13 protein-coding genes and 2 pseudogenes are annotated in these 15,521 nt (G+C 56.2%); 4 read left to right on the top strand and 11 right to left on the bottom strand.

Features of this window, described 5'->3' with window-relative positions; translation table 11 throughout:
- Positions 1 to 28: 28 nt before the first annotated feature.
- Together AC1DKV_RS32075 and AC1DKV_RS32070 are read right to left on the bottom strand one after the other, a co-directional pair.
- Positions 29 to 1,804 carry an acyl-CoA dehydrogenase C-terminal domain-containing protein gene (locus AC1DKV_RS32075; protein ID WP_477138895.1) on the bottom strand — a complete coding sequence of 592 codons (1,776 nt, stop codon included), beginning with the start codon at positions 1,802 to 1,804 and terminating at the stop codon, positions 29 to 31.
- Between the two features lie 67 nt (positions 1,805 to 1,871).
- On the bottom strand, positions 1,872 to 3,542 hold the full coding sequence (locus tag AC1DKV_RS32070; protein WP_477138894.1) for an AMP-binding protein: 1,671 nt from the start codon (positions 3,540 to 3,542) through the stop codon (positions 1,872 to 1,874).
- A 352-nt stretch (positions 3,543 to 3,894) separates the two neighbouring features.
- Here AC1DKV_RS32070 and AC1DKV_RS32065 point away from each other — a divergent pair, with 352 nt between their 5' ends.
- Entirely contained in the window at positions 3,895 to 4,482 is a 588-nt protein-coding gene (locus tag AC1DKV_RS32065) for a TetR/AcrR family transcriptional regulator (RefSeq protein WP_441623240.1), read from the top strand.
- A 50-nt stretch (positions 4,483 to 4,532) separates the two neighbouring features.
- Here the strand turns inward: AC1DKV_RS32065 and AC1DKV_RS32060 are convergent, their stop codons facing one another.
- The 7 genes from AC1DKV_RS32060 to AC1DKV_RS32030 form a co-directional block, all read right to left on the bottom strand.
- Positions 4,533 to 4,658 (bottom strand): winged helix-turn-helix transcriptional regulator, encoded by a 126-nt coding sequence (locus tag AC1DKV_RS32060; protein WP_441623242.1) that lies wholly within the window; start codon positions 4,656 to 4,658, stop codon positions 4,533 to 4,535.
- Between the two features lie 201 nt (positions 4,659 to 4,859).
- Complete coding sequence (locus AC1DKV_RS32055) at positions 4,860 to 5,846, bottom strand: NAD(P)H-dependent flavin oxidoreductase (protein WP_477138893.1); 987 nt, start codon at positions 5,844 to 5,846, stop codon at positions 4,860 to 4,862.
- A gap of 152 nt (positions 5,847 to 5,998) precedes the next feature.
- Positions 5,999 to 7,585: a class I adenylate-forming enzyme family protein gene (locus AC1DKV_RS32050; protein WP_477138892.1), complete on the bottom strand. Its 1,587-nt coding sequence runs from the start codon at positions 7,583 to 7,585 to the stop codon at positions 5,999 to 6,001.
- A gap of 93 nt (positions 7,586 to 7,678) precedes the next feature.
- Positions 7,679 to 8,677 carry a Bug family tripartite tricarboxylate transporter substrate binding protein gene (locus AC1DKV_RS32045; protein ID WP_477138891.1) on the bottom strand — a complete coding sequence of 333 codons (999 nt, stop codon included), beginning with the start codon at positions 8,675 to 8,677 and terminating at the stop codon, positions 7,679 to 7,681.
- An 83-nt stretch (positions 8,678 to 8,760) separates the two neighbouring features.
- On the bottom strand, positions 8,761 to 9,384 hold the full coding sequence (locus AC1DKV_RS32040; protein WP_441623250.1) for a 2-hydroxychromene-2-carboxylate isomerase: 624 nt from the start codon (positions 9,382 to 9,384) through the stop codon (positions 8,761 to 8,763).
- Between the two features lie 417 nt (positions 9,385 to 9,801).
- Entirely contained in the window at positions 9,802 to 10,986 is a 1,185-nt protein-coding gene (locus AC1DKV_RS32035; RefSeq protein WP_441623252.1) for an acetyl-CoA C-acyltransferase, read from the bottom strand.
- 160 nt (positions 10,987 to 11,146) lie between these two features.
- Positions 11,147 to 11,881 (bottom strand): SDR family oxidoreductase, encoded by a 735-nt coding sequence (locus tag AC1DKV_RS32030; RefSeq protein ID WP_441623254.1) that lies wholly within the window; start codon positions 11,879 to 11,881, stop codon positions 11,147 to 11,149.
- Between the two features lie 446 nt (positions 11,882 to 12,327).
- Here AC1DKV_RS32030 and AC1DKV_RS32025 point away from each other — a divergent pair.
- A pseudogene (locus tag AC1DKV_RS32025) lies at positions 12,328 to 12,429 on the top strand (SDR family NAD(P)-dependent oxidoreductase); the annotation flags it as partial.
- Between the two features lie 118 nt (positions 12,430 to 12,547).
- Positions 12,548 to 13,030 (top strand): hypothetical protein, encoded by a 483-nt coding sequence (locus tag AC1DKV_RS32020; RefSeq protein WP_441623255.1) that lies wholly within the window; start codon positions 12,548 to 12,550, stop codon positions 13,028 to 13,030.
- Positions 13,031 to 13,671: 641 nt separating this feature from the next.
- Here the strand turns inward: AC1DKV_RS32020 and AC1DKV_RS32015 are convergent.
- Together AC1DKV_RS32015 and AC1DKV_RS32010 are read right to left on the bottom strand one after the other, a co-directional pair.
- Complete coding sequence (locus AC1DKV_RS32015) at positions 13,672 to 14,187, bottom strand: thiosulfate sulfurtransferase GlpE (protein WP_477138918.1); 516 nt, start codon at positions 14,185 to 14,187, stop codon at positions 13,672 to 13,674.
- A gap of 39 nt (positions 14,188 to 14,226) precedes the next feature.
- A pseudogene (locus AC1DKV_RS32010) lies at positions 14,227 to 14,577 on the bottom strand (DedA family protein); the annotation flags it as partial.
- 537 nt (positions 14,578 to 15,114) lie between these two features.
- On the opposite strand from AC1DKV_RS32010, the gene AC1DKV_RS32005 reads away from it, so the two are divergent.
- Positions 15,115 to 15,521: MBL fold metallo-hydrolase (locus tag AC1DKV_RS32005; protein ID WP_477138890.1), on the top strand; the 407-nt coding region annotated here is incomplete at its 3' end.

The following is a 15,521-nucleotide window of genomic DNA, read 5'->3' as shown; positions in this document are numbered from 1 at the left end:
CTGGGCAAAAACGTCAAGATCGCTCGCTTCAGCCGAAATCAATCGCCATGATCGGCCCCGACCCGGTTGCAATCTCCACTGCAAGAGCATCCACTTCTGGTAGCAGCTTTTTGAAATAGAAACGTGCCGTGGCGATCTTTGACGCATAAATTGGATCAGAATMATGGCTTTTGGAGAACGCTAGAGCAGCCATACGGGCCCACATCCACCCAAGCCCCACATGACCGACCAGCCGCAAGTACGCGACAGCGACACTCCCTTCAGTATGAGGGTCGATCTTGGATTGCACTGACACATCCTGCGTCGCGTTTCGCAGCAGGTTGATCGCACGGGACAGTGAGTTTGTGAAGTCCCCCATTTCTGGGTMGGCGGCATGCGTTTCAATGAATTCTGTGATGATTTTGAGGAAAATCTCAAGCTTCTTACCGCCATCCATCAGAACCTTACGGCCGAGCAAATCCAAAKCCTGAATGCCGTTCGCACCTTCGTAGAGTGGGATAATTCGCGCATCGCGAAGATACTGCTCAACATGATTGTCAGCGATGTATCCGTGCCCACCAAATACTTGCATTGCAAGACTAGTGCATTCAACGGCGAGGTCGCTGCTGAATGCCTTCACAATCGKAGTTACAAGAGCAGAGAGCTCCGCCGCCTGATGGCGGATTTCGGGGTCTTTGGTGGCATGCTGCGTGTCAGCAAGTTGGCATGCCCACCATCCGAATGCACGTGCTCCCTCGACGTATGCTTTCTGAGTCAGGAGCATACGACGCACATCCGCGTGCTCGATAATTGAGTCTGCGGGGCCCCTTCTAGCCGATTCCTTTGGAGACCTGCCTTGCAAACGATCCTTGGCATAGGCTAGCGCCTTCTGATACGCCGCTTCCATCAGTCCAATTGCATTGACACCGACAAGAAGTCGCGCATGGTTCATCATGACGAACATCGCCGCCAGCCCCTTGTTCACCTCACCCACGAGATATCCGGTCGCACCGTCAAAGTTCATTGTGCACGTGGCATTTGCATKAATCMCCATCTTGTGCTCGAGAGAACCGCAAAAGACCGCGTTGCGCTCTCCCAACTCCCCTTTGGAGGACACCAGGATCTTCGGAACAAGGAAGAGAGAAATGCCCTTGACGCCAAGCGGAGAGTCCGGAAGCCGCGCGAGTACCAGATGGATGATGTTGTCCGTGAGATCGTGCTCACCGCCCGATATAAATATCTTCGTACCCGTGATGGCGAAGGTGCCATCGTCATGCGGAATAGCTCGAGTTCGCAAGAGTCCAAGATCGGTTCMTGCGTGTGGCTCGGTCAAGCACATCGTTCCCGCCCATTCGCCAGATACCAGCTTCGGCAGGTAKAGCTCTTTCTGCGCTGCCGTAGCGTTTGCAGCTAGACAAGTATAGGCCGCCTGTGACATTCCCGGATAAGCTGCCCACGCCATGTTGGCACCGGCGAAGATCTCTAGAACTGCCGCATTCACGGTGTTGGGTAGACCTTGACCGCCATGCTCCGGGTTACATCCCAGCGACGTCCAGCCTGCTTCAATGAACTGCTGATACGCCATTTTGAACCCGTCGGGTGTGGTAACCACACCTGCGGAGGGCATGGAGCATCCCTGGCGGTCCCCAATGTCGTTCAATGGTGCCAGCACTTCTGTCGCGAACAGACCAGCCGCCTCTATCACCTGGTCTATTGTCTCGGAACTCAGGTCATCAGCTTCGGAAAACGCGGGAGGGGTTGTCACATCGAGCAGTTCGTGGAGCACGAACTGATATTCGCGAACTGGAGCGTGATAGGCGTTCATAGCTATTGTTGGCGAGTTGCCGTTTATTTTTGAGAAAGAATGCGAGATTCGATACGATCAGCTGAGCCTACGTACTTTCCCGATCGGGTGCCATGCGAGAGCGCAATTCTCTCCGTAGGATTTTTCCAACCGTGGACTTAGGCAGAGAGTCCGCTAGCGTAATGTGCCGCGGCACCTTATAGGGCGCCAGATGAGCGCGACAGTGTGCTTCCACCTGCTCCGTTGTTAGGTTCACGTCCCCGCGCGGCACGACAAAGAGATGTGGTACTTCTCCAGAGCGTTCATCTGGAACGCCAATGCACGCCGACTCCAAGACATTCGGCATCATTGCCATGACAGACTCAATCTCATTTGGATAAACGTTGAAGCCTGAGACGAGAATCATGTCCTTCTTGCGGTCCACCATTCTCATGAAGCCCTGCTCGTCCATGGTCACGATGTCCCCCGTTTTGAACCAACCGTCGGTAGAAAACGCCTTCTTTGTTTCCTCCTCCCGGTTCCAATAGCCGTTGAAGAGTTGTGGCCCCCTGATAAGAAGCTCACCTGGGGATCCAAGCGAGACATCATCCCCACCCTCGTTCACGATCCGAACATCAGTAGATGGTGCAGGGAGGCCGATCGTTCCACTTCGGCCGGGAGGATTGAATGTAGCGCTGGGTGAAGTCTCGGTCAGACCGTACGCTTCAGTAACGGCGGGCGCGCCGATTGCGCGCCAACGCGTCGCGACGGCTTCATGGATTGACGCCCCTGCACCAATAACCAGCCGAGTCTCGCTGAAGTCGACCGATTGAAGTTCAGGTTCGTTGACCAAGGTATTGAACAAGGTATTGACACCGATGAAAATCTGAAATGGATGCCGCTTCATTTCGGCAATCACAGTAGCGGCATCGCGGGGATTGGGAACTAGACGATTTTCAACACCTAGCGACAGTCCCAGCAGTGCGGTCGCGAGTGGAAAGACGTGGTAGAGAGGCAGCGGTGTAATCATCGATGCCTTCATTCCGGTTAATGCGAACCCAGTCCAAGTCGAAACCTGCGCCAGACTTGCGCAAACGGACTTGTGCGTGAGAATCGCCCCTTTGGATAGACCTGTCGTACCACCGGTGTACTGCAGAATGGCAATGTCTTGAGCCGTCTGAGTGACTTCGACAAGTCGGCTCCTGCCTCCACGCAGGATCGCGTCGGCCAACGCTCTGGCATTCCCTTTGCCGTCGGCTTCGTCTTGCTGGACAGGCTCAGCATCAGTCGCCGCGAGTTCGCCAACAATCGCCCCCAGTCCGACAACAGTCGCTGTTAATACCTGCGCGATGCTGGTTTCGGCCAGTACTTGCTGCAATGACTGCTGCAACTGCTCCGCGACAATAATGCAGGTAGCGCCAGAATCCTGTAGCTGGTACTTAAGTTCCCGTGGCGTATATAGAGGATTGACCGGAACCGCCACCATCCCCGCTCGGAATACGGCTGCCAGGCCGATCATGAACGCAGGACAACTTGGCAGCATCAGGGCTACCCGGTCGCCTTTCTTCAATCCCGACTGTTGGAAGAAGGTAGCAAGCGCCTCGGATAGGAGACCAAGTTCTCTAAAGGTCAGCGACTCTTCCAAGCAAGTGAGCGATGGACGGTCCGCGAACAAGTTGACTACCTGCGCAATCTTTGATMCTAGCGTCGCCTCTTCGTCGATCTCAATCTCAGTTGGCATCTCGGGCGGATAGGATCCATGCCAGCGCTTGGCTTCCATTTCAATGTCTCCTTGATAGTTGTTATACCCCGGTTGAATCCGTGGGCTGTATCGCACAGTGCCTGCCAGGCTGCATGACGAATTCTATCTCGCTTGTCATCTCGTGGACCCCCCTCGAAGGGGAAACGCCACCAGCTGGTTCGACTGTAGTTTAACGTTCGTTTGGTAAACGATCGTAGGTTACGTACAGGAGCATGTCAACAGGTATTCATGGCAGGGAACGCCGCAGGGACCTAGGTCAGGCCTACAAGTACCGCAGCGCGCCGGTGTTGGGCTATGCCAATGCCTGCCGGCGTGGCGGTCGTTTTCCTAAACGATCGTAATGCTATAATTTCCACACATTGACTCATTCATGGTGAACGGAATGCGGTACTCAAGCACTCACAAGCAGGAGACACGAGAGAAGATTCTGAACAGCAGCCGAGCGATAGCCAAGACGGGCGGATTCGATTCAACAGGCGTCGATGCCTTGATGAAGGCGATTGGGCTCACCGGCGGCGCTTTCTATAGTCATTTCGATTCGAAGGCGGAGTTGTTTGCTGCTGTTATCGAGCAAGAGCTTTCCAACAGCACGGAAATGCTTGCGGGCAAAGAGACAGATGAAGATCATTTTGTGAAACGTATCCGCAGTTACTTGAGCAGTTCTCATGTGCTGCATCCAGAAACAGGCTGCGCCCTACCGACCTTGGGACCAGAGATTGCGAGGGCCGACGCCTCAGTCCGCAGCTCCGTAGAGCAAAGTGCAAGAAAGCTGCAGAGCAGTTGGAAGAATCGCCTGGATGATTCTGATGCAGCCTGGGCTTTGCTAGCGCAGTGCGTGGGCGCCATCTTGCTCGCACGAGTGGTTGAATCAGACAGGACTAGACAGCAGATTCTCGCGTCTAGCCGCCGCTTCCTTGGGCGGTCCATCGAGCAACTCGAACCGCTCACCAAGACTTAACACAACGCAAAGGTTAGCAAAGGTCGCTTGAAGTTAGCAGCCCTGCAGGATCATTTTGTTAGGGCCTCTAAGGAGCGCAGCCGTCGGCTGAGCATGTTCGGCGCGATGCCTAGCGACCTTTCGAACTGATTGTAGTGTCTCCCGCCCTGTAATACCTCGCGCAAAATTAGTAGCACCCAGCGTTCGCCTGAAACTTCATCGCGCGATCAGCCGCACTCTCGTATAAAGGCTTTCGACGTTTTTCAATGATGAAGACATGGCGGAKAACATAGCATTTGGTTGCAGGCACAGCATCTGCGGACGCCCTGGCTAGGAATTGAAGTGCGACCGACTAATCCCACAGCGAACGGCGTCCAGACGCGATGATGTACGTTTAACTAACCGCGACGATCTGACAGGAGCCGCGCGAGGCGATGCGCAATCAACTGTTCGGCCTCATCCATAATCCGATCGATCAAGGCCTGTACGGTCGGGACATCTCGAATCAGGCCCGCCACCATGCCGCAACTCCAGGCACCCGCGTCCATGTCCCCATCGACCATGACCCTGGGATAAACTCCAGCTACCTGTTCGTAGATATCATCGATTTGCAGTTTCCCCCCCTTTTCCCGCTCGATGTCCAGGATCCGCTCGACGCCCGCGTTGCTTAAGACTCGCTCCGTATTGCGCAGCGGGCGCATAACAAGGCGAGTATCAAGTTCTGATGCGCTGACAATGGCCTGCTTGACGTTTTCATGTACTGGCGCTTCCTTTGTAGCGACGAACCGGGTTCCCATATTCATACCATCGGCGCCAAGCGCTAGCGCCGCGACAAGACTGCGTGCGTCCGCCATGCCGCCTGATGCCACAAAGGGAATCTTTAGTTCATCCGCGGCTCTGGGCAACAGGATCATGTTGGGCACATCGTCTTCCCCTGGATGTCCACCGCACTCGAAGCCATCGACGCTAACCGCGTCACAGCCAATCTGCTCAGCCTTCAGCGCATGCCGCACAGAAGTGCACTTGTGAATAACCTTGATACCGGCTGCCTTGAGCAAAGGCATGAATTCTTGCGGGCTGCGACCGGCGGTCTCGACAATGCGCACGCCCCCTTCGCGGATCGCGGCGATATATTCTGCATAGGGCGGCGCGGCGAAAGTAGGCAGGAACGTCAGATTCACGCCAAACGGCTTGTCGGTCATGGCAGYGCAGCGCGCAATTTCGCGTGCCAGTAGCTCCGGCGTCTTTTGTGTCAGAGCGGTAATGATTCCGAGACCGCCGGCATTCGAAACTGCGGACGCCATCTCGGCGAGTCCGACATAGTGCATACCGCCCTGAATGATTGGATGTCGGATGCCAAACATCTCGGTAATACGAGTCTTCATAATGTTCACGTGTTCAGTCTTAGAAATGCAATGGTGTCGGCTTCTTTCGCTACGCGCATGCGGGGTTGGACAGGAACCGCCCCAACACTACCGGTATCACTGAAACAAAGTGCCGCCTTCGGCGTGCTCGAGTCGCCTGCCCGGCACTGTCATCAGGCGAGAGGACGGTTGTCGTTGTAGGAGGCACGAAGCTCGCGCTTTAGCACCTTACCAATCGGACTGCGGGGCAATGAATCGACGATAACGAGGTCCGCCAGGCGCTGCATCTTGCCGATGCGCTCATTGGCCCAAGCCTGCAATCCCTCGCCCAACTGTTGCGCCCCGGCGCGCAGAGTGACAAAGGCGACAGGAGTCTCGCCCCACCGTTCCGACGGCACGCCAATAACTGCCGCCTCGGAAACATTAGGGTGATTCACAAGCACCTGCTCCAGGTCGCTTGGATAGATGTTGAAGCCACCAGAAATAATCATGTCCTTTCGTCGGTCCATTAGCACGAKAAAGCCGTCCTCATCAAAACGGCCAACGTCACCTGTGCGAATGAACCGGCGGCCCTCGCTGTCGTACCACTCTGCTTCAGCCGTCTTTTCGGGCTGCTTGTAGTAGCCGGTCATCATGGCAGGCGAGCGGCCCACGAGTTCGCCAACCTCGCCAAGCTCGAGTTCGCGGCCTTCCGAATCGATAATGCGCACTTCGTCACCGGAGATTGGCCTTCCKACGGTGTGGAGCTTATCGGGATATTCATGCGCTCGCAGTTCGAATGTCGCCCCGCCCTCCGTCATACCGTAAAACTCCGTGAGCTCGCCTGGCCAGCGTCGCAGGATATCTGCCTTGAGCGCCGCGGAAAAAGGAGCACTGGTGCAGAAGCGGTTGTGCAGCGAGGAAAGATCGTAGCGATCGAAGTCCGGATCCTCCAGCAAGCGCTTGTACTGCACCGGTACCAGCATGGTATGCGTGGCACGGCAACGTTGAGCAAGCTCGAGATATTGGGATGCATCGAACTTCGGCATCAAGATGACTGTGCCTCCCAGTGCTAGCGTCGGGATAAAGCTAACCAGCGTGGTGTTGGAGTACAGCGGTGTGGAGATCATCGTGACCGCATCGGGTCCGTAGCCGCGCTCTGCGCTGCGCACGGTGTAAGCGTGGCGCATTGCGTGCGACTGTACGATTCCCTTGGGCGTGCCAGTGGTGCCGGACGAGTAGATGATGTTGAAGGCCCATTCCGGCTGGATGTMAACAGGCCACGACGCGCTGCCCTTAGGGGCGAGCCACGCGTCGTACTCCTGGGTGTCGACTCGGATGAAGCGGATTCCCGTCGGCAGCTTTGCCATCGCCAGTACCTRTTCGACGGGCCCATCAATAAAGACAATGCGCGCCCCGGAATTGGCGATCATGCTTGCGAGGCTATCAGGGTGCGCATCAGGCGATAGCGGCGCCACCGAGGCCCCCGCGCGCAGGCTACCAAAGAAGACGGCGGCATAGCGGACGGAGCTCTTTGCGCAGATAGCGATGGTGTCCTGCGGGACGATGCTATCGCGTTGCAGTGACGCGGCGCAGCGGCCAACGATGGCGTCGAACGCGGCAAAACTGACCGTCTCTCCCTCACAGATGATGGCCGGATGCTCTCCACACGCAGCGGCGCATTGGTGAATCATGTCCGGCAGGCTCGTAAAAGCCGTAACGACAGACCGCGGCAGCAAATCCTGAGATTGCATCTGCGTAGGATTGGGGAATTCGTTCATAGTCTCCAGATCTCGTGTGTAGTAAATCCGCGGGAATATTCGACGGGCGCATCGCACCGCGGCTCAGCATTGAAGCGGGCGATGAATCMGCGACTAGACCTCTGGCTTGTAACCAAGCCTGCGAATGAATTCGCCCCACCTCTCCCGATCCTGGCCGAGTTGCTTTGTGAGACTGTCCACATCCCCTAAATCGGGTGGCAGCAGCCGTAACTGCTCGAATCTTTCGCCGAATACTGGCGCGTTCAGCACCCCTTTCACAAGCGCATTGACGTGAACAGCCAGCTCCCTGTCCATTCCTCGTGGGGCGTACAGGTCAAAGCTAACGGCAAGTTGCTCCATGCCCTGGTATCCCAATTCCCTGAACGTCGGAACTCCTGGTGCAAGCTTGGTCCTTGCTGGGCTGCTGATCGCCATAGCTCGCAATCTCCCTTTTTCGACGTACGGCATCACGGTCGACATCACGTCGAACATGACCTGAACTTGCCCGCCGAGTAGATCCTGGAGAGCCGGAGCCGAACCCTTGTAGCCAATATGCCGCATGTCGACTCCGGCCAACTGATTGAATAACAGGCCAGCTAAGTGCGATGATGTGCCGGGGCCGACAGAGGCGAAGTTCGTCTTCCCTGGATTGGCCTTCATCCAAGTGACCAGCCCAGCGAGATCTGTGGCGGGAACCGAAGGGTGCATGTACATGACGCCTGGCGTGCGAGCAATCTGCGCCACAGGCGTGAAATCTTGAACTGGGTCGTATGGTGTCTTGATCGTATATGGAACCAGCGTTAGCGCGTCACTGAGTGTCAGCAAGAGTGTGTAGCCGTCCGGCGCTGCATGAGCGACAGCGCTTGAGCCGACAATCGTCGAACCTCCAGGCTTGTTGTCGACTACGACAACCTGCCCCGTTGCCTTCGTGAGCTCTTGGCCCAACGCACGCGCGAGATTGTCGGTCGCCCCTCCCGCGGGAAACGGCACTACCACGCGGATAATCTTGTTCKGGTACTTCTTTGCTTCCTGCGCAAGAGCTAGATGGCTTGCAAATGTCGTGCCTCCGAACCATGCTGCACCTACAGCCGCCAAGAACGATCGACGTTCCATATGTTGTCTCCTCTTCCGCTGCGATATCACCATCATCATGGTTGCGCGGTTTTTTATTTGTACCTGCCTTTTTTCGTACTCATCTATTTCTTGCGTGCTTTCGTCTTTTGAATCTCCTCCTCAACGTCCCGCAACTGATCTTTTCCGAAGAACATTTCATCACCGACGAAGAATGTTGGCGAGCCAAACGCGCCGCGGGAAAAGGAGTTCTCGGTGTTTTCTAGCAAAATCTGTTTGACTTCGGAATCTGCGATGCGCTCCTGAAATCCCTTACCGTCCAAACCGACAGCATCGAGCGCCGTAGCGATGACGGCCGGATCATCCATTTTCAACCCTTGCTCCCACATATTCTCGAAGACGACATTCACGTAGGACATAAAGGTGTCGTTCTTTTGGGCGGCCACGGCGCCACGCATTATCTGCAAGGTATTGATAGGCCAAAAGGGGTTATGTTGGAACGCCGTCAGACCGTGCCTGGCGACAAAGCGTTGCATCTCCAGCTCCGCATACTCCGGCTTGTTCTTGATTCCCCCAAAGGCTTCGGCTGGCGATCGGTTTCCTGTTAGTCTGAAAATTCCGCCAAGTAGCACCGGAACATACTCAAACTCGACATCTTGACGTGCCTCAATAGCCGGAATGACCTTGTGGCTAAGATAGGAATTTGGACTACCGAAATCAAAGTGGAACTGGACACGTGGGGCACTCATGATGTCTCCTGGACAACGAGCATAGTGAAGTCTGTGTGAAATGTAGCGACGGCCCGCAGGCCGTGCGTGTGTGGCTCGACGCCGGTGCAAGAGGGTGGTCAGCTTCTCCGAGAGTGCCATGATGTCTGAGAACATTCAGACAGTACCGATATCAGGTGTTGGTCGGCCGACCGTGTGGCTTCGAACCGCTCCCTCGCGTCGCCTGCCGAACGCGCCTCAATCGTAATGACACCGGCTAGCTCAACGGCCGAGTTCAATACGAATAGGGAAAACTTCTTTGCGTCGTCGTGTGATGCATTCTGGTCTTTAGACGTCATATATTTCATGAAGATTTCCGGATGGATTTCTGCTTGTGCCAGCGGACTTTTTGCAAATCGCCTTGAGCAATTCTGCCGTTGCACCACGCCGATTAACGCTCTACGCCACTTCGAACAGTCCCGCAGCACCCATCCCGCCGCCGATGCACATGGTGACAACCACATACTTTTCACTACGCCTTTTGGCTTCGATCAATGCATGAGCAACAAGCCTCGCCCCCGTCATACCGTATGGATGACCGATTGAAATGCCACCACCATTGACGTTGAGGCGCTCCGGATCGATATCAAGACGATCCCGACAGTAGATGACTTGGCTTGCAAACGCTTCATTCAGCTCCCACAGTCCAATATCCCCTACCTTCAGGCCATGGCGCTCCAAGAGCTTGGGGACCGCGAAGACTGGGCCAATCCCCATCTCCTCTGGCGCACAGCCAGCGACTGCAATGCCGCGATAAATTCCCAAAGGCTGCAAACCACGGCGCTCAGCCAAGCGGCGTTCCATCAGGATGGAGGCGGACGCACCGTCAGATAGTTGACTGGCATTGCCACCGGTAACTACGCCACCGTCAATTGCAGTCCTAAGCGTTCCCAATGCTTCCACCGTTGTGCCGGGACGGTTTCCTTCATCTCGATCAAGTGTCACCTCACGGAAACTGATCTCCCCCGTGTCCTTGTCCTGGATGGCCATCGAAGTCCTGATTGGCACGATCTCATCCGCAAAAAGCCCCCTCTCCTGAGCAAAGGCAGTACGCCGCTGCGACTCTGCTGCGTAGACATCCTGGGCCTCCCGCGAAATGCCGTACTTACGGGCTACGAATTCGGCCGTCTGCAGCATAGGCATATATGCGTGGGGAACTCGTTCCGTCAAAGCCGGATCAGCGGCACTAGCCATCCATTCGACAAAGCGGTCCTGCACCAGCGAGATGCTCTCTTGCCCGCCTGCGGCAACTACATCCATACCGTCCGCCATAATCTGCTTGGCCGCCGTGGCCACGGCCATCAAGCCAGAGGCGCACTGGCGGTCAATGGTCTGTCCAGCGACGCTGATTGGCAATCCGCCGGCCAGAGCACCAAGGCGGCCAAGATTCATCCCCGCTGTACCTCCAGGCATCGATGTACCGACAACGACGTCCTCGATCTCTTCCGGCGCTACTCCTGCGCGTTGAACCGCATGCGCAAGAACGTGGCCGATTAGGGAAGGCGATTTCGTGTTGTTCAGGGAACCCTTATAAGCACGACCGATCCCGGTCCGCGCCGTAGAAACAATGACTGCTTCGCGCACACTACGCTCCTAATGATGACAATATGGGCAGACACAAGTCGCCGCTCTATTGATCCGTATAGACGAAGGGGCACCGACTTTCGGTCGTCCGGGACTTCCTCTCGCTGGCAATCTGAGCCGACATGCAGGATCAATAGCAGAAGACGACAAGCTGATTTGATTACCAGTTTTCGATCCAGGGACGCAGGTCCAACTCGAATGTCCAGGCATCACGCGGCTGAGAATGGAGGTACCAATAGTTCTCTGCGATATGCTCCGGGTTCAGGATGCCATCTTGGTCTTTCAATGCATAACGGTCAGGGAAAGTCGAGCGAATGAACTCGGTGTCGATAGCGCCATCGACCACAATATGTGCGACGTGAATATTCTTGGGCCCGAGTTCGCGCGCCATGCTTTGTGCAAGCGCGCGTAGAGCATGCTTCGCACCTGAAAAAGCAGCGTAATTCTCTTTACCTCGCAGCCCTGCAGTCGCACCCGTAAAGAGAATGGTGCCCCGTTGTCGCCTGACCATGCGTCGGGCCACTTCCCGGGCATTCAGGAAACCTGAAAAGCAGGCCATTTCCCAKATCTTGAAGTACTTGCGCGCGGTCTCCTCAAGGATTGAACTAGGCACATTGGCTCCGATGTTGAAGACGAGCACTTCGATTGGTCCAATCTCAGACTCGATCTTTTCGATAAGTGCCACAACCTCATCTTCCTTGCGCGCATCCGTGCCAAAGGCGTAGGCCGTACCCCCTGTACTCCGAATCGACTCGACCAACGGCTCGAGCTTATCCGCAGAACGGCGGGTTACGCAGGCAACCATGCCTTCCGCGGCGAAACGTCGGGCAATCGCTCCACCTGTCGAGTCGCCCGCTCCKATTACGAGCGCTACCTTCTGCTCTTTTGCATCCATCCTGTCGCCCTCCTTTATTGATGAACTATCGTTTAGTTAACGGACGATAGTTCATCACGAGGACAGCGTCAAGAGCAACATACCCGCATGAACCCGCTGCTGCGATCGACTCGCGTCGACCATTCATCCGTGCAGTTACTGAGGACGCATTACGCGGGTGGCGGGGAGGATACCCTTCCCCATTACAGAGACCGCCTTCGCGGTGGATATGCGAGGAGCCGATCCTCGAATTGAGTGCGTACGGACGCCCGCCGGACTCTTCTAACGCGGCCTGCATAGGGCAGCTCCACGGGTGGCATGGACCGTATCCGGCACAGATTGTTGCGCAATGTGCCTATGAGCTACTCAACGGTAGCTACGGTACTTGTCTTGCAAGCTGACCAGTCATATTATACAAAGGTTGATTGAAGGACGGACGGCATGGGATCAGGGCCTGGTACGCCGACCCAAGGAAATTTGTCGCCACGATGCTGACGCTATGCGCGAGGGAAGATTCGCATCTGACGGGACAGGCCGTGGCCGTTGACGGCGGGATCTCGGCACTGTGATCGCACGCCAACGAGGAAATGCTCGTGGGTTTTGCACAGCCCCCAAAGTTTTGAACTCAACCACCGCGCGCCGGCGTTCATGGACGACGGGAGAAGATCTTGGAGAGCAAGGCGTGTTATGGATAGCGATAACGGTTACGTCTGGCACTACACAATAGGGACGCTCCTCGTCGCTATTGCGCACTCGAGGCGGCTGATGCCGGCAGTTACGCACGCGACAGCACCGCGTTCGGGCGACGAAATACTGTGGTTCTCACGCAATCAGCAGTGGGACCCGTCCGCCTTGGCTGACAACAGATTGAGTGGAGCGAAGCAATTGCTTTCGCGTGCCGCGCTACATGCGCGGTTTGGCCTGTACCGCTTTGGCTTGCCTGAGGGGGACATACGCCTGCTGCCGTGGCCGACGGTGACACGTGTGGCCGATATCGATGTGCGCGAGGCCATGGAGATGGTCGCCAGCGGCCTGCGTTGCGGCGCGGCCCCCACCGACTGGGTCGGCGCGCTGACAGCGATTCCGCTCCGTGACCTTCACCTCGAAAGATGGACCGGCGCCGCCTGGATGCCGGCAGCCCTCGATGAACTTTTGGCCAAGGTAGCCTGACGAAGGTTTACGCGTCCAGCGAGTTTGACCGGTAGCCCTCAGAACCCTCGACGATACCAGCCACAAGCATTTCACCCGGGGATCTCGCCTTGCCCGATGCAACTGGAGCATTTCTGATCCACGCGTCTGTCTGCTGCGGGTTGCACAATCACCGCAATCTGATGCGGCCCGCCGAAGACTCTGACAGTCGACAGCGCGATCGACGTGATGTGCCCTCCGATCCGGCTACACTTGTCACTACGCCGGCCCGGCCCATGTAGGACCGTGAAATTCCCCAAGACGTATAGCGGTCGGATCGCTGATTGATTCGCCGCACAGCAAATTCTGATCGCTAACGACGTTCTTAACGCCTGCGACCTGCAGGAAAGACCCGGCATCTTTCACCGTGGCCGGCTGTTGCGTGCCTCMTTGGAAGGGCTGCAGAAATAGCGCCGACGCGTTMGCACGAGTCGCTCTGGAAAACCCTCCGGCACAATCGGCCTTCGAGCAGACCTGGCACGACGGCTTCACTCGTTCGCTCGCAATCCGAGCGCGGCAGGTGCGCGATCTTGCTTAGACGCTGACATTACCGGCGGCGAGTAGAGAAGCCCGATCCGGTGGCGAGGACTAGCATGAGTTCGTATTCCTGCCGTCCTTGGCTCTCAATTCGGAGCTATGGCGCGCACGGTCATATTGTTCTTGTCATCCTCTCCAACGCCCTCTTTCTCGGTCGTCAGCGAGAGCTGTTCTACCGGATAACCGTGATGTTCCCAAGCATCAAGGCCGCCTTTCAACGCACGCACGTGCCGAAATCCCTTTCGACGCATTTGTTGCGAAATCGTCTTCGCCGTTGCTTCGTTAGGGCAAACGCAATAGACCACAAGATCACGTTCGAGTAGCGCCTGATCGACTTTCTCGGGTGAAGCCAAGTCAATTGGTATTGCGCCCGGGATGCCGTGTGGTTCTGCATGGCGCACCGCTTGTGGGCGAGCATCGAGAATGACAGGCGGACGCTCTGACCGCATCATCTCATCAAGCTGATGAGGTGTAATCCGAATATGCGCGAGCCAGCGACGGAAACGTAGCCGCTGAATCCATCGGTATGCCACAAACAACGCCGCGACAGCAAGGAGAACTTCGGCAACAGTTACGCCCTGCGCACTCACCAGGGACATCATCCTGGTCAACTGTGAACCAAATAGCGTTCCTCCAGCGAGCCACACCCCTGACCACATCGCGCCGCCAGCGATGTCCCACGAGAGAAAAACTCTTCGGTCAATCTTGGTGGTACCAAGGAGCGGAGACGCGATAAGTCCAAGACCAGGGACGAACTTMGCTACAAGCAGCAGTGGTGCCCCATAACGCTCGAACCAGGCGGTGGCCTTCCGTAGGCTCGAGTCCAGCGATAGAGATACTCGGACTAACCGTGCGAGGAGACGCCGACCATACAGCCGTCCAAGCGCAAACCATAGTCCATCCGAAATGAGAACAGCGGTGACCGCGGCCAAGAATACTGAACCGAAGGAGACGAAACCAGCMGCTACCTGAGAGCCAGCTAGGAGAAGCATCGGTGCCGCGGGAACCGGCGCGCMAAGTTGGGTCACCAGGACGCTGAGAAATACTACCCACGTTCCCCATTCGGAGATTAAGGCTGGGGAGAAAAATGTCATCAACAATCGACTCCGCTTACTATTGACGGTCGACCATGTCGCAAGTAGCGCACGCGTCGATGCGTCGCATTGTCACACAAGCGAGGAGATCCTGCGTCGCACGGGGAAAAGTGATAGCCCTCCAGTTCCTCCCTCGATACAAACATGAATCTATACGACCCCGGAGATCGAACCGATGCACACGAAATTCTGCCCTTGAAAACTAAGATGACCGGTCATATACTGTCGGTTTGGGGAAGGTTCGATCACGTTCTTCAAAATTTTGACTCGCAAGGAGAAGTTCCGGAATCTTGTGCGGCGTATTGGATTGCCGAAGTTTCAATTAGAGGCTGAGAGATGAATCGTAGAAATGTGCTGAAGCTGGGTGCACTGTGCCTTATGCCCGCGCTACCCCTTATCGCTAGTGCGGAAAGCGCGAGCGGTCTGAGTTACCAAGTGTTCACTGCCACCCGTCTGGGTCTCAATAGGGACATTCCGCCGGGAAAAGAATCCCTTATGTGGGTTGCTAACTCTTCCACGCTGATTTCTGGGAAGAGCGATGCTGTACTGGTCGACACGTTCCTGACCATAGCGCAAAACGAGGAATTAGCAGACAAGATTGCGAGCACGGGCAAGACGCTCCGAACCATCTACGTMACMCATGCGCATGGTGATCACTTCCTAGGACTGAAAGTCCTCCTTAACCGCTTTCCTGATGCGAAGGCGTTAGYGACACCGGAAGCGGTAGCCAGCATGCGTATTCAGACTGCTCCGGAGACGTTCGATGGCATGTGGCGCAAACTCTTTCCGGGACAGGTTCCGGACGTCATTGCGATTTGCGATCCTATGGAGGGCGACACGAT

The sequence above is a fragment of the Cupriavidus sp. 05T41 genome (assembly GCF_056396525.1).
The sequence above is the reverse complement of the archived record's forward strand: the minus strand, read 5'-3'. Positions and strand labels throughout refer to the sequence as shown.